This window comes from Aeromonas sp. YN13HZO-058 (assembly GCF_001921245.1).
In the GTDB taxonomy this organism is placed as follows: domain Bacteria; phylum Pseudomonadota; class Gammaproteobacteria; order Enterobacterales; family Aeromonadaceae; genus Aeromonas; species Aeromonas allosaccharophila.
Map to the genome: position 1 here is coordinate 37,951 of NZ_MQSY01000017.1, position 14,417 is coordinate 52,367.

General features: G+C 60.8%; 11 protein-coding genes. 5 read left to right on the forward strand and 6 right to left on the reverse strand.

The genetic code is table 11. The features are described 5' to 3' along the window. The first annotated feature begins 30 nt into the window (after nt 1-30). Nucleotides 31-2,457, forward strand: a complete 2,427-nt coding sequence (locus tag BSP75_RS02870; RefSeq protein WP_075112154.1) for a DNA polymerase II — start codon at nt 31-33, stop codon at nt 2,455-2,457. A 74-nt stretch (nt 2,458-2,531) separates the two neighbouring features. Next, entirely contained in the window at nt 2,532-2,783 is a 252-nt protein-coding gene (locus BSP75_RS02875; RefSeq protein WP_005333426.1) for a DinI family protein, read from the forward strand. A 175-nt stretch (nt 2,784-2,958) separates the two neighbouring features. Here the strand turns inward: BSP75_RS02875 and BSP75_RS02880 are convergent, their stop codons facing one another. The 5 genes from BSP75_RS02880 to dcuC all read right to left on the reverse strand — a co-directional run bounded on the left by BSP75_RS02880 (nt 2,959) and on the right by dcuC (nt 9,421). Further along, the gene (locus BSP75_RS02880; protein WP_083617026.1) at nt 2,959-3,822 is read right to left on the reverse strand and encodes a DUF2927 domain-containing protein; all 864 of its coding nucleotides are present in this window, start codon (nt 3,820-3,822) and stop codon (nt 2,959-2,961) included. A gap of 26 nt (nt 3,823-3,848) precedes the next feature. After that, nucleotides 3,849-4,352, reverse strand: coding sequence for a M48 family metallopeptidase (locus BSP75_RS02885; RefSeq protein WP_075112155.1), 504 nt, complete (start codon nt 4,350-4,352; stop codon nt 3,849-3,851). Nucleotides 4,353-4,498: 146 nt separating this feature from the next. After that, nucleotides 4,499-6,142, reverse strand: coding sequence for a hypothetical protein (locus tag BSP75_RS02890; protein ID WP_075112156.1), 1,644 nt, complete (start codon nt 6,140-6,142; stop codon nt 4,499-4,501). A 189-nt stretch (nt 6,143-6,331) separates the two neighbouring features. Beyond that, complete coding sequence (locus BSP75_RS02895) at nt 6,332-7,978, reverse strand: bifunctional UDP-sugar hydrolase/5'-nucleotidase (protein WP_075112157.1); 1,647 nt, start codon at nt 7,976-7,978, stop codon at nt 6,332-6,334. A 90-nt stretch (nt 7,979-8,068) separates the two neighbouring features. Continuing rightward, on the reverse strand, nt 8,069-9,421 hold the full coding sequence (dcuC, locus tag BSP75_RS02900; RefSeq protein WP_058051558.1) for an anaerobic C4-dicarboxylate transporter DcuC: 1,353 nt from the start codon (nt 9,419-9,421) through the stop codon (nt 8,069-8,071). A gap of 324 nt (nt 9,422-9,745) precedes the next feature. Here dcuC and BSP75_RS02905 point away from each other — a divergent pair, with 324 nt between their 5' ends. Together BSP75_RS02905 and BSP75_RS02910 are read left to right on the forward strand one after the other, a co-directional pair. After that, nucleotides 9,746-10,081 carry a hypothetical protein gene (locus BSP75_RS02905; protein ID WP_253186603.1) on the forward strand — a complete coding sequence of 112 codons (336 nt, stop codon included), beginning with the start codon at nt 9,746-9,748 and terminating at the stop codon, nt 10,079-10,081. 183 nt (nt 10,082-10,264) lie between these two features. Further along, nucleotides 10,265-10,861 carry a DUF922 domain-containing protein gene (locus BSP75_RS02910; protein ID WP_075112159.1) on the forward strand — a complete coding sequence of 199 codons (597 nt, stop codon included), beginning with the start codon at nt 10,265-10,267 and terminating at the stop codon, nt 10,859-10,861. 104 nt (nt 10,862-10,965) lie between these two features. Here BSP75_RS02910 and mnmC read toward each other — a convergent pair whose 3' ends face one another. Continuing rightward, complete coding sequence (mnmC, locus tag BSP75_RS02915) at nt 10,966-12,984, reverse strand: bifunctional tRNA (5-methylaminomethyl-2-thiouridine)(34)-methyltransferase MnmD/FAD-dependent 5-carboxymethylaminomethyl-2-thiouridine(34) oxidoreductase MnmC (RefSeq protein ID WP_171971576.1); 2,019 nt, start codon at nt 12,982-12,984, stop codon at nt 10,966-10,968. 90 nt (nt 12,985-13,074) lie between these two features. On the opposite strand from mnmC, the gene fabB reads away from it, so the two are divergent. Then, nucleotides 13,075-14,286 (forward strand): beta-ketoacyl-ACP synthase I, encoded by a 1,212-nt coding sequence (gene fabB, locus BSP75_RS02920; RefSeq protein WP_075112161.1) that lies wholly within the window; start codon nt 13,075-13,077, stop codon nt 14,284-14,286. Nucleotides 14,287-14,417 lie beyond the last annotated feature (131 nt).

Here is a 14,417-nt window from a genome sequence, read left to right on the forward strand (position 1 = left end):
GTCCCATTCTCGGACAGCCCCTTTACCTTCATGACTGCAACCCAGCCCACCGTACCCGCCACCCCGCCGCTCGACGGTTTTATCCTGACCCGCCACGGTCGGGACGTGCGCGGCCGCAACGGGCACGCAGCTAGCACCGAAATCGTGATGTGGCTCTGGAGCGCGCAGGGGCCGGTGCGGGTGGTGGTGCCGGGACAGGAGCCGGTTTTTTTCCTGCCGCAGAGCCACATGGCGGAAGCCGCCGAGCTGTTCAAAGGCGCCGGGGTGAGGGGGCGGTTTCGCCGCCTGCCGATGCACACCTTCGACGGTCGCCCCGTGGTGGGTTGCTATTTCGCCACCCTGAGCGCCTTTCACCGCGCCATCGAGCTGTTGCTCATTCGCGGGCTGGAGCACTTCGAGGCGGATATCCGGCTGCCGGAGCGCTTCCTGATGGAACGTTTCATCACCGCTGGCGTGCGCTTCGATGGCCGGGCGGTGAAGAAGGGCGGCAAGCAGGGATACTGGGAGGTGAACGAGGCACGCTGCGCACCGCAGGCGGTAACGCCAACCCTCTCCTGGGTGTCCCTCGACGTGGAGTGCGCCATGGACGGGGCCCTCTTCTCGGTCGGTCTTTACAGCGAACAGGATGCGCGGGTCATCATGATCGGCACCCCGGAATCGGATGCCGAGAGCTGGGGCACTCAGGTCCAGTGGGTAGAGGACGAGAGCGCCCTGCTGAGTGCGCTGGAGAGCTGGTTCAGCCTGCATGACCCCGATCTGGTCATCGGCTGGAACGTGGTTAATTTTGATTTTCGCCTGCTGCTACGCCGCGCCGAGCTTAACAAGCGGCGTCTGCGGCTCGGACGGGGGCGCGAGCTCTGCTTCTGGCGCTCATCCCGCAATGATCCCCAGACCGGCAACGTCATCATCCCCGGGCGCATGGTGCTCGATGGCATCGACACCCTCAAAAGCGCCACCTGGCAGTTTGCCAGCTACAGCCTAGATGCGGTGGCGAGCGAACTGCTCGGCCGCGGCAAGGATATCGAGGATGTGGCCAATCGGGGGGAGAAGATCACCGAGCTGTTCCACTCCGACAAGGAGGCGCTCGCCCGCTACAACCTGGAAGATTGCAAGCTGGTGTGGGAGATCTTCGACTACTGCCACCTCATCCCCTTTGCCATCGAGCGTGCTTCCCTCACCGGCCTTGAGCTGGACAGGGTGGGGGGCTCGGTGGCGGCTTTTACCAACCTCTATCTGCCGCGGCTCCATCGTGGCGGCTACGTGGCGCCCAATCTGCCTGCCGACGGCGGGCTGGCGAGTCCCGGCGGCTATGTGATGGACTCCAAGCCCGGTCTCTATCGCCATGTGCTGGTGCTCGATTTCAAGAGCCTCTATCCCAGCATCATCCGCACTTTTTGCATCGATCCCATGGGGCTCATCGAGGGGCTGCAGCATCCCGAGCTCGCCATTCCGGGCTTTCGCGGCGCCATGTTCTCCCGAACCCGCCACTTCTTGCCGGATCTCATCGCCACCCTCTGGGCGGCGAGGGACAGAGCCAAGGCTGCCAGCAACAAGGCGCTCTCCCAGGCCATCAAGATCATCATGAACTCTTTCTACGGCGTGTTGGGGTCGGGGGGCTGCCGTTTCTATGATCCGCGCCTAGCCTCATCAATCACCCTGCGTGGCCACAGCATCATGCAGCAGACCCGCGAGTGGATTGAGGCGAAGGGGTTCGAGGTGATCTATGGCGACACCGATTCCACCTTTGTCCATCTGGGGCGCGAGACCAGCCCCGATGAGGCGGACGAGATCGGCCAGCGACTGGCGCAAATGATTAACGATAACTGGGCTGCACTGATCAGGCGCGAATTCGATCTGCCGAGTTATCTCGAGATCCAGTACGAGACCCACTACCGCCGTTTTCTGATGCCCACCATTCGCGGGCTGGAGAAGGGGAGCAAGAAGCGCTATGCGGGGCTGGTTGGCAAGGCCAGCGAGGGGAGTGAACAGCTGGTGTTCAAGGGGCTCGAATCGGTGCGTACCGACTGGACCATGCTGGCCAAGCAGTTCCAGACCCGCCTCTATGAGCTGGTGTTTCACGACCAAGATCCCAGCGGTTATGTGCGCACCATGGTGGATGAGACCCGGGCCGGTCGCCACGACGATCTGCTGATCTACCGCAAACGGCTGCGCCAGAAGCTTGAAGAGTATCAGAAGAATGTGCCGCCCCATGTGCGGGCGGCGCGGCTGGCCGATGAGGAGAACTTGCGCCGCGGGCTGCCCCAGCGCTATCAGCATCGGGGCACCATCGCCTATCTGATGACCCTCAATGGCCCCGAGCCGCTGGAGTACCGGCGCAGCGCCATTGATTACGAGCACTATATCGACAAGCAGTTGCGGCCCATTGCCGACGCCATCCTGCCCTTTATAGGCGAGTCGTTCGACCGGATCTGCGGTCAGCAGCTGGATCTTTTCTGATTGGTGCAAGTTGGCACTTTACTTCCCATGAATACTGGATAAAAATACAGTTATAAATCATGGAGAAGTTTCCTATGCGTCTTGAAATCATCATCGACAGAAAACATCAGATCCCGACCTCGACCATGGAGGCGCTGCGTCAGGAGCTGCTCAAGCAGCTTGGCGAAAAATTCCCCGACATCCATGTGCGGGTCGCGCCGGGCAGTGCCATGGCTCTGACTGTCAGCCGTGCCAGCAAGGAAGACAAAGAGCTGGCCGAAGCCATGGTGCAGGAGGTGTGGGAGAACGCCGAGAGCTGGATGCCGGAAGAGAACGTCGCCTCCTGATCCCGCACTGTCAGTGGATAACTCGGGCGTTGGATACATGGGCGGCGGATAAACGGGCATGCCCGCTAACGCACCGTTGATCCCCGGACAACAAAAAACGCAGCCAGGTGGCTGCGTTTTTTGTTGGTGGCCAGTGGCGAGCGGTGGTTTCTGGCTCTGGATTGAGCCAGGTCCGTTATAGCCCCGCCCAGCTTTTCAAGCTCTGCTGCTGCACCCGGCGGTTGGCCTCGCTGATCTCCCCTTTGGCGCGCAGCTCCTTGATTGCGAGCGGCAGGGCGGCGCGGATCTCGTCACTGCTCATCCCGGCTTTGAGGGCCGGGTGATAGGCGAGCTTGAGCAGTACATAGTCCAGCCCGGTCAGGAAACTGTCGATGCTGTTGTCATTGAAGATGGAGGGAAACACCTTGTCCGAGTCGTTGGGCAGCCCCATCACCTGGGTGAACTCCTCCACCACGCAGTCAAGAAAACGCCCTTTGGCCCGGCTGTAGTCCACCGGAATGATGATGGTGGCACGGCTGATCTCGTGTTTCGCATTGGTTGCGAAGTTGGCCAGGCAGAGCCCCTCCTTGAGTGCCATCCCGACCGACGGATCGCCCCCCATGGTGCGGTTGGCCCAGCTCTTCATCTTGCTGTAGTCGGTCATGATCAGAGTGAGGTTGGGCTTTGCGGCCACCATGCTGATGGAGTGGCCGGTGATGCGAGCCAGATGGGCCGCCTGTACCTTCACCACGTCGGCCTGCAGCGGCTTGTCACCCGATTCGTTGATAAGTTGCAGCCGGATCGGCTGCTGCCAGCGGGCAAAACGGGTCTGCCTGGCTTCGCCATACTCCCGCTCCATGGCGATGGCCATAAAGCTCTCGGTGAGATAGCTGTCGCTCTGCCAGCGCGCATCGGCACGGGCGCTCTGGCCCGCGAGCAGAAGCAGCAGGGCCAGCAGCCCACGTGACGCGCGGCGGGGATAGTCAGCGCGGCCCAAGCTGGTCATTACCAAAGTGGCAATAAAGCGGGTGGCACAAAAGGAGATGGCGGTAAATGGCATGTTTCCTCCCTGAAACGGTTGTCAGCCTAGCGGCTGGCCTTGTCGATATCGCGCCAGGTGAGCCAGAGCCTGAGATCAAACTCCAGTTGATGATAGTCCGGCTCCATATGCTGGCAGAGCTGGTAGAAGCTCTTGTTGTGATCCTTCTCTTTGATATGGGCCAGCTCGTGCACCACGATCATTTTCAGGAACGGGGGCGGCGCCTCCTTGAACAGGGCGGCGATGCGGATCTCGTTCTTGGCCTTGAGCTTGCTGCCCTGTACCCGGCTGACGTAGGTGTGCAGGCCGAGGGCATCCTTGATCACGTTGATCTTGCCATCGAACACCACCTTTGACAGGGGCGCCGAGCTCTTGAGGTAGCGGTTCTTCAGCTCCATGGTGTAGGCAAGCAGCGCCTTGTCGCTCTGGATCGGGTGGCTTTCCGGATAGCGTTTGGCCAGCATCTCTCCCAGCTTGCCTGCCGCAATCAGCTGCTGTACCTGTGCCTTGAGAGGGTCGGGATAGCCGCCCAGATAAGTCAGTTCCGCCATGGTGTCACTCGTCACATCAAAAAGAGCGTCATTGTAGTTATCTCGGGCGGGCTTGCCTACTGCAGTAGCCCGCTGCAAGGGGCTCTGACGCAAGAAAAAGGGGCGGCCATTGCAACAATGGCCGCCCTGTTGAGCGCGATGGATGATCAGCGTCGGCGATAGAGACCCGGATCCACCTCTTCGTAGTGGCTGGTCAGGTATTGATAGAAGGCGAGGTGGGAAGGCGAGCTGGGCTTTTTAAGCTCCTCATTCACCCGATCCGGCTTGGCGATGATGAACTTCGGATTCTGGCGCTGGATATCGGCCAGTACCCGCTCGCGCACGTCGTAGGGGGGATTGACGTTGGCAAAGAAGAGGTAGGCGGAGGCCGGCTGGCGATCGGTCCAGAGATAATATTGCGGCTGGATGCCATCGACCCAGATCTTGTCGCTCGGGCTGGTCTCGGCCTTGATGCGATCAACCCGCACCTGGGCGGCGGGATTGAAGGGGCGACCCTTGAGGGTTCCTTCCCAGGCGTTGTTGATCATCAGCAGCAGCATGGCCAGCGTCGCCAGCCAGGGGGTGGCACTGCGCACATCCCAGGCGCGCCAGAGGGGGATGAGAATCAGCACCGGCAGCGCCCACAGCAGGCTGGTGCCGAGCACTTCGTTAACCCGCTCGAGGGACCACTCCTTGGTGCTCCAGCCAAAGGCGAGCTGCTGGGCCAGCAGCCAGCTGGCGGTCAAGACGACCAGCGAGATGCAGAGCAGGCCGATGGCATCTGCCTGCTGTTCGCTGCGATCCAGCAATACCGCCAGCGGCAGCAGAGCCAGCTGCAGATAGAGCACGTCGTAGTGATCGAACACATGGCCGGAGACCGAGTTGGCGATCAGGGTAAACAGCACCCCAAACAGGGTCGCCAGCAGGGCGGGCAGATACCACTCCTGACGGCGGCTCAGCATCAGAATAATGAAGGCGGGCAGCAGCATCACAAGGCCGGTGCGCAGCAGGCCGACGGCGCCCACCATGGGGGAGAAGCCGTTGCCGTAGCTCCCCTCGAAGAAGATGTCGAAGGCGTAGTATTTGAAGGCCGCCAGCAGATCATGTTGCTGGAAGTAGGCGTAAAGCGGGCCGCCAATCAGCGCCAGTCCCAGCAGGCTGGAGATGAGCAGCAAGATGGCATCGCGCCACTTTTCGTGTAGACACCAGTGGCAGAACAGCACCAGATACCAGGCGCCCCAGAAGGCGCCGTTGTTGGTGCGCATCCAGGCAACGATGGCGAAGGTGAAGGCCGCCACCAGTGCGGGCCACCAGCGAAATCCCTTGTCCAGCAGCAGGGTAATGAAGGCCCACTGGGCGATGAGGGCGAGGTGGAAGGTCCAGTCCTCGGTCATGTTGCCGTAGTAGTAACGGGTGCCGTAGAGGGCCAACACCGCCAGCATGGCGCCGAGCCGTGCCTTGAACGAGAGGCCAAGCTGGGCAAAGGCCTGCCAGCTGGCCAGCAGTCCGAGCCAGCAGAGCACCCACTCCAGCGCCCAGATCCCGACAAATCCCCCCATTCCATAGCCCAGCGCATCGAGGGCGAAGATCATCGGCCCCTTGATGTCGATCATGTCGCGATAGAGCACCCCTCCTTCGCTCCACATCTTGCCCATCACCGCGAACAGCGAAGCATCAAAGCCCGGCGCCATGGCGTGGAAGAGCGGGTTGCGCAGACAGAAGAGCAGCGCCAGCAGGGCAGTCAGCAGCACGATGGCTGGCTTGATGCCCGGGTTGACGCGAGGAGGGGTGAAACGGATGGAGTGATTCATGAAGTCGCCTGTTCCTGCAGCTGGTCTTGAAAGCGGGCCTATCTTGCCGAGCTAGTGAGTGCGATGCAATGGGGCGGGCCCGTGTGGGGCAAATATTCTCGAAAAAGCCCGGTTCTGGAAGGGAACCGGGCGCTGGCTGCGGCAATATTGGCCGTCAGGGGGATGTGGCAAAGGCATCCCCCCTCTGCATCAACGGATGTACTCAAGCAGGGGCGGCTGCGCTTCCAGCGCTGGCAGATGGCGAGCCCAGCGGATAAAAGCATCGGCCAGGGTGATGCCGAGCTCCTGATTGTGCTGGGTCAGGGTACGCGCCAGTGCGGTGTAGCCCTCCTTGCCGGAGGCGGTATAGGCGCTCGACACCCCGCGATAGACCTGTTCGGCATTAACCGCTTGCCACTGGCCGGGGGCGGCTTCCCACTCCAGTCGGGTGATGCGCTGGCCCTTGGGCATATTGGCCTGATAGGTGAATCGTATTCCCGCGGTGTAGGGGAAGCTGCCGTTGCCATTGCCGATCACGCCGTTGTTGGTGGCGTTGTCGATGGCGTTCTCCAGCGCTTCCGCCAGCTCGTGGCCGTGCACCCGATAGAGGGTGAGCGGAATGGCAAAGGGCAGCAGGCGACCGGCGATATCCGCTTCGCTCAAGGGGCCTGGCTCCAGTGAGCAGCGCACGCCACCGGCGTTGTGCAGGGCAAAGTCCACCTCACCCACCTGTTCACGGGCGGCGGTCAGCATGGCGCGGGCCACCAGCGGGGCGAGTTGGCTGCCGTGGGGCAAGGTGGCATCCGGCAGCCGCTGATGGGGCAGTGGCGCCGCCAGCCGGGTAACGATGCGCTGGCTCATGGTCTCGATTTCTGGCCGATAGCGTTTGGCCAGATGTTGTTCAAGTTGTGGATCCGGCTCGCAGAAGGTGAGCCCGGCGGGTGGGGGGGAGGCGAATGGCCAGGGCTGCCAGGGGAGCCACTCCAGCTGCCCCTCACTTTGCACGACGCGGCCCGCCTTATCGAAGGTGAGCTCGCAGACACCGAGGCAAAGTGCGCTGTGGCCAGCGTGCAAAATGGCCACCCCGTTGTTCATCAGCGGATAGCTGCCTTCGCTTGGCAGACCCAGCGGCGCGAGATCCCCCAGCAGGCTGTGGGTATGGCCGCCGATGATGAGGCTGAGCTCGGGGAAGCGCTCGGCCAGCAGCTTGTCCTGATCCAGCCCGAGGTGGCTCAGCAGCACGATATGCTGGATCCCTTCGCTCTTGATCTCCCGCAGCACCTTGGTGAGGGTGTCGGCCACCGCGTGGAAACGGGTGTGGGGATCCGGGTTGGCGATGGCGGCCATCTGGGCGAGGGTGATGCCAAGCAGCGCAAAGGGAACCCCGTCGATCACCCGGCGATGCCAGGGCTGATGGGCATCGTAGAGGTGGGGGATATCCCACAACCCGAGCGGCGTATCGGCCGGCTCCTGGCTGTTGTCCAGATTGGCGGCCAGCACCGGAAAATCGAGTTGGCGCAAGAACTCCACCAGCGGGCCATTGCCCAGATCGAACTCGTGGTTGCCGAGCACCATGGCATCGGGGGCCAGCATGGCGAGCAGGTCGGCGTTGGCGCGCCCTTTGAAGCGGTTGAAATAGAGCGAGCCCTGAAAGGAGTCGCCACCGTGCAGAAACAGAAAACGCTGGCCGGCTGCTGCGGCTTGGGAACGCAGTTGGGTCAGACGGGTCAGGATCCGGGCATAACCGCCGCACTGGGTGCGCCACTGGCTTTCACCGACAGGGGAGAAGCTCATGGGCGCGCCATCGAAGTGGGAGTGGCAATCACTGAAATGGGCAAGTTGAACCGTAATACTCATCTCGGTCCTCCTTAGGGGAAAATGAGCACCGAGTCTACTGCAAAGGGGGGGGAGGATACCAGCCCGGCAGGGTGCCGGGCTGGTCAGCGATCAGGCGGGCACCATGATCTGGGTGGCAATGATCACCACCAGCAGGCCGACGCCCACCGGCAGGGAGGTACGTTTAACCACCTCGAACGGCGAAAGTTTGCCCATCCCCGCACAGGCGACCACCACACCGGAGACCGGCGAAATGGTGCGACCCAAGTTGGAGGCTTGCAGCATCGGGATCACCAGATAGGCCGGGTTGATGCCCAGGCTGCTGGCCAGGTTGGGGATCAGCTCCACGAAGGCGTAGAAGGGGGCGTTGCCCGAGCCAGTGGTGAAGGCGGCCAGGGTGGTGATCACCACCAGTGACAGCATCATGATCATGCCACCCGAGCCGAGATCCTGGGCGTGGGTCAGCAAGGTGTCGATAAAGCCGATGGTCATCAGACCCTGGGCGAAGACACCGGCACCGACCAGCAGCATGACCACACCGGCAAAGGCGTCAGCCATGTTGCGCCAGCAGACCTGCAGACCGTCCAGCAGCTCCTTGCCATTGCGGATACGCACGAGTTCCAGCAGGCTGGCCAGCACCATGCACATCACGATGATGGTGACGATATCCAGCTGCGGGCCCCATTTGCCGTCAAATATCAGCACCCCGATGATGGGGGTAAACGGCAGGATGGCGTAGAAAGCGGGGGCGGTAGTCACCAGATCGCCCGGTGCAACCGGCTCGTTGTGCTCGCCGGATTTCTGATCAAGGTAGCGCTGCCAGAAGAAGTGGGTCACCGCCATACAGGCGATCGCAACCAGCGAGATGGGCAGGGTCAGCTTGAAGGCAAAATCCAGCAGTGGCATGTTGGCGGCCTGGGCGGCCATTACCACGTCACCGGAGGTCGGTGCCAGAATGATGGCGGCTGGCGAGGCGCACACGGCTGCTGCCGCACCACGGGAGATCCCCATGTTGACCATCAGCGGGAACAGGGTCGCCATCAACAGCACGCCGAGGCCGGTGGCAGAGCTCACCGCCAGCGACATGGCACAGGCAACCAGATAGGCGGCCACCAGCAGGATGTAGGGGGACTTGATGATGCCGAGCGGTTTGCTGGCCAGCTTGACCAGAATGGTGTTGGCGCCGATATGGCTCATGTAGCCGGCGAAGCCGCACAGCACCATGATCAGCATCCCCAGTCCACCGCCACGATCGTTGAGCAGGAAGCGGATGTATTCGAAGATATCGGTCGCAATGTAACCGGTGCTGACCACCTTGCTCGGCAGTACCGGCTTGCCCATCATGGCGGTGACGACCAGCAGCAGCAAGCCACCGCTCAGCAGCACCCCGGTCGCGGAGTATCCTTTGAAAATGGCACGGCCCACCACCAGGGTGACCAGGGTGCCAATAATGAGTTCCAGCATATGTTGCCTTCTGATTGGATGAGAGTGGAGGGAGTCTATTCCGATAGGGGTAGGCTGGCGACCGGAAACCGGATGTTGTGTGAGCTAAATCAACGTTTCACCCCGTGAACAGAATTAAAGAAAGGTAAAGGCACTTTACCCAGCGGGTTTGGCTACCTACCCTTGCCAGCTTTGGGTATCTTTTGAGGCTTTTATATGGCAATGGGTGATTTTATAGGCGTTAAACGCTGTCTTTTCCTGCTTTCGCTGCTATTTTCACCTACTTGCGTGTTTGCGGTGACCAATGACGGTTTTCATCAAACCGGCCCCCATCAGGCGGTCGCCATGCGGCGTCTCATGGCACCCCACTCTTACGGCGTACTGGTGGTCGCCGAGGGGAACAGACCCCGTTTTGCCGCGCTGGCATCCAAAACCACCGAAGCAAACTGCCTGGCTCGTCACGCCATCCGGGTGGATGGGGTCGCGCTGCTGGCCACCCCGCGATTTTATGGCAAAGAGGGAAAACGGGGTCTTTGCGAGCTGTGGCTCAACGAGGGGGCAGATCAGGACTTTTTTGCCAACCGTCTTAAAAATGATCATTTTATTCAGATAGATGGTCATGACATCAATGTGAAAAATTACCACCTCGACTGGCAGCGGATCAGCCGCCATGCTCAATAAAAATACAGTTTTGGCCTTGTGCCATACTCTGCTCACGCAACCTGTGAGCGTGCTCTGATTTCTGGGCCCATCATTGTATTGCGCCGCTTCGTCGTCACACATAGGCTATACCCGTCATCTGTGTGGCGGTGGGGTTCACCAAGGTTGGTACTCCGCCCGTGCAATCAAGGAAGGTAGTCTGGCATGGTCAGCAAGGTTTATGGAGTAGTGGGGGTCGGGTTGTTGCTGTTGCCCCTGATGAGTCAGGCTCAGCCGAGCCGGCCGCAAGTGGTGCCAGAGTCCCGCATCAATGTCCGTTTTTATGAGGTCCATGCAACCAGCCCGGACCAGCTTGCCCGTGCGATTGCCCAGAGTGCCCCCAAGGTAAATGGCAAGCCTGTACTCGGCAAGGCGAGTTATCAGATGGACTGGCAGCTGGAAACCGAGCAGGGGCAGGGGCTGTGCCAGCTTAAACGGGTGACGGTCACCACCAACGCCACTGTGTTGTTGCCCCGTTGGCGTGAGAGCGCGAGCAGTAACGATCCTGCCCGTCAGCGCTGGGGACGGCTACTCTCCAGCATGTTTGACTACGAGTCCCGCTTCAAGGAGATGGTGCTGCAAGGTGCCAATCAGGTGGGCGGGGCGATTGCGGCGCTACCCGACCATGCCGATTGTCAGGCGCTGCGCTATGCCGCGTGGGCGGCGGGCAGTGGCGAGCTGAGCAAGGTCAAGGGGCGACTCGAGGATTTTCAGCGTCAGACCGGCTACGGCGAACAGCTCGGGGTGCATTGGCCCAAGTGAGCGCTATATAGGGCCCGATATCCTGACCTCCTCTATATCGCAAGATTTGATAAATAGAATGGCCGCCCGATGGGCGGCCATTCTATTTGTTTGCAGAGTCCGGTTTAGGCCAGCGCTTTGCCCTTGAGCAGCTTGCGCACCCAGTAACGGGCAGGGTGGAGCGCCTCCAGCAGATCGGCGGCCAGCGGCAGGGGATCGCCGCAGATCTCGCTGGCGAGCAGCTCACCACAGAGCGGCGCCGAGCAGAGGCCCCGTGAGCCGAGCGCCCCCAGCACATAGAGGCCGGGGTGAAGAGGCAGCGGCGGGGCGTTGTGCTGATCACTCTGCAGATGAGCATAGTGATCCGCCAGCCCCTGCAATCTGGCGACTGGCCCCACCACCGGCAGGTGATCCCGACTGGCGCAGCGCACCCCGACCCGTGCCTCATTACCACTCACATCCACTTCGGCGGGCCAGGTTTGCTCCGGCAGACAGGCTTGCAGCCGCGCCTGATTCTGGGTTTGCTCCTCGGCACGAAACTCGAGACTGCTCTGGTTGCGGCCATAACTGGCGCCGATGCAGTGCTGCTCGTTGTGCATCGGGGTGAGGTAGCCATCGTAACAGAGCACGGTCTTGAGCTGACGCAACGTGGCCGTGGTCGGCACATGGCTCACCTGACCGCGCACCGGATAGAGCGGCAGTTCGGCAAAGGGGAGTAGTGCTGGCAACTGGTAGCCGGCGGCGACCACCAGATTGGGGGTCTGCCAGTGGCGGCCATCTTTGCTCTCTACGTGCCAGCCATCTGCCTGTTCGGCAATGGTGCTCACCTTTGCGTGGTACTCCACCTGCAACAGGCCGCTGGCTTGCGCCTCTTTTAGCGCTGCGCGGGTGAGATCGGCCGGACAGAGCCAGCCCCCCAGCGGATAGCTGACACCGCCATGTCCACTGGGCAAGCCAGATATCGCTTTTGCCTCTGCGGCGGAAAGGGGTTGCATCAGCTCGGGCGGGAAGGGGCCCTGACTCATCTTGGTCAGCTTGGCGCGGGATTTGTCGTCATAGCCCAGCTGTACCACACCGCATAATTCGAAAGCGATGGGATGGTGCTCGGCCAGTGCCAGCAGCCGTTGGCGGGCATAGCCAAAGGCGAGCGAATAGAAGCGCGACAGCGCATCGTGCTCGCCATTGAGCAGTGGATAGAGCGCGCCCTGGCGGTTGCCTGAGGCGCCGGTGGCCGGTTCGCCATCTTTGCACAGCAGGGTCACCTTGCGACCCCGCTCCACCAGGGATAGTGCGGTCATGGCCGAGGCGACGCCGCCGCCGATGATCACAATCTCGCCATCCTTGCCTACCGGACGCGCATAATGGTTGGCGATCGTCTGCGCGGGAGCCTTGTCACAGCGCTCACCGATCAACATGGCCCACTTGGTGCCGTGGCCCTTGGTTTTTTTCATCGCAAAACCGGATGCGATCAGCCCGCGGCGCACAAATCCGGCGCAGGTAAAGGTAGAGATGGTCGCATTCTTGCGAGCGAGACGGGCCAGCCCGTCAAACAGCTCCTGCGTCCACATCTCGGGGTTCTTGGCCGGGGCAAAACCATCCAGATACCAGGCGTCGACCAGACCCTCTGCCCGGTGCGGTACCAGCGGCAGCATATCCTTGATGTCGCCGAACCAGAGATCGAGGCGAACGCGACAGCCCGCAAAGTGCAGGCGATGACAGCCGGATACCGGCAGCGGCCACTGGGCGATGAGATCCTGGCTCAAGTGGCCAAGTTCGGGCCAGGCGGCCAGCGCCTTACGCAGATCGCCTTGAGTCAGGGGATATTTCTCGAAACTGATGAAGTGCAGACGGGAGCCGTTGCCGGATTGGGGCGCCTGTTCCAGGAACGCTTGCATTGTCGCCAGAAAGTTAAGACCTGTGCCGAAACCTGTTTCACCTATCACGAAAGTGTCACTATCGTGGTGCGAAAATCGCGCAGGTAGCCGGTTTTGCTGCAAAAAGACGTAGCGGGTTTCACTTAGACCGTTATTATTGGAAAAGTACACATCCCCGAAGTCACTGGAGACAGGAGTTCCCGCTTCATTCCAATCCAATCGGGCATGATGTAAGGATGTTTGACTCACGTTTTCCTCGGCTCGCGTCACAAAATCGCGGGCATTCTACGTGAAAGCAGACCAGTTTGGCAGCCGAAAGCGGGTAGACTTGGCGCCAGTTTTTCCAGACGAGATGAATTAATGAGAAGAGCAGTGATCACCGGTATCGGCGTCATCTCCAGTATCGGCAACAACAAGGAAGAAGTGCTGGCCTCCCTGAAAGCAGGTAAATCCGGCATCACCTATTCCGAGCAGTTCGAACAGCACAACCTGCGTAGCCGTGTCTGGGGTAACATCAAACTCGATCCGTCTGAACTGATCGACCGTAAAGTCATGCGTTTCATGGGTGATGCGGCGGCGTACGCCTATCTCTCCATGCAGCAGGCCATTGAAGATGCCGGTCTGCCGGAAGATCAGGTCTCCAACGAGCGTACCGGCCTAGTGGTCGGTTCAGGCGGTGCCTCCGGCAAAAACACCTCCGAGTCTTGCGATATCGCTCGCGAGAAAGGGGTCAAGCGGGTAGGCCCTTACATGGTGCCGCGCACCATGTCCTCCACCACCTCTGCCTGTCTGGCAACCCCGTTCAAGATCAAGGGTGTCAACTACTCCATCAGCTCTGCCTGCGCCACCTCTGCTCACTGCATCGGTCACGCCATGGAGCTGATCCAGCTTGGCAAACAGGATGTGGTGTTCGCTGGCGGCGGTGAAGAGCTGGACTGGTCCTCTACCATCCAGTTTGACGCTATGGGCGCCCTCTCAACCAAGTACAACGACACGCCGGAAAAAGCGTCCCGTACCTATGATGCGGACCGCGACGGTTTCGTTATCTCCGGTGGTGGCGGCATCCTGGTGATCGAGGAGCTGGAGCATGCGCTGGCTCGTGGTGCTCACATCTATGCCGAGCTGACCGGTTACGGTGCCACCTCCGATGGCTATGACATGGTTGCTCCGAGCGGTGAAGGCGCCGTGCGTTGCATGAAGATGGCGATGCAGGGTGTGGGCAAAGTTGATTACATCAACACCCACGGCACCTCCACACCGGTCGGTGATACCAAAGAGCTGGAAGCAATCCAGACTCTGTTTGGCACCAACGGTCCCAAGATCTCTGCCACCAAGGCGATGACCGGCCATGCGCTGGGCGCTGCCGGCGTGCATGAGGCTGTCTACTCCCTGCTGATGATGGAACACGGCTTTATTGCCCCCAGCATCAACATCGAGAATCTGGACGAGAAGGCCGTGGGTCTGCCCATCGTACGCGAGTACGAAGCGGCCGAGCTCAACACCGTCATGTCCAACAGCTTCGGCTTTGGCGGTACCAACGCCTCTCTGGTGTTCAGTAAGTTCAAAGCCTGATCATCCGGTTGATATGAAAAAAGCGCCTCAGGGCGCTTTTTTTGTTTTCTGGCTTTGTCATCAATGCTGCAGAGCAGAGCAGAGCAGAGCAGAGCAGAGCAGAGCAGAGCAGAGCAGAGCAGAGCAGAGCA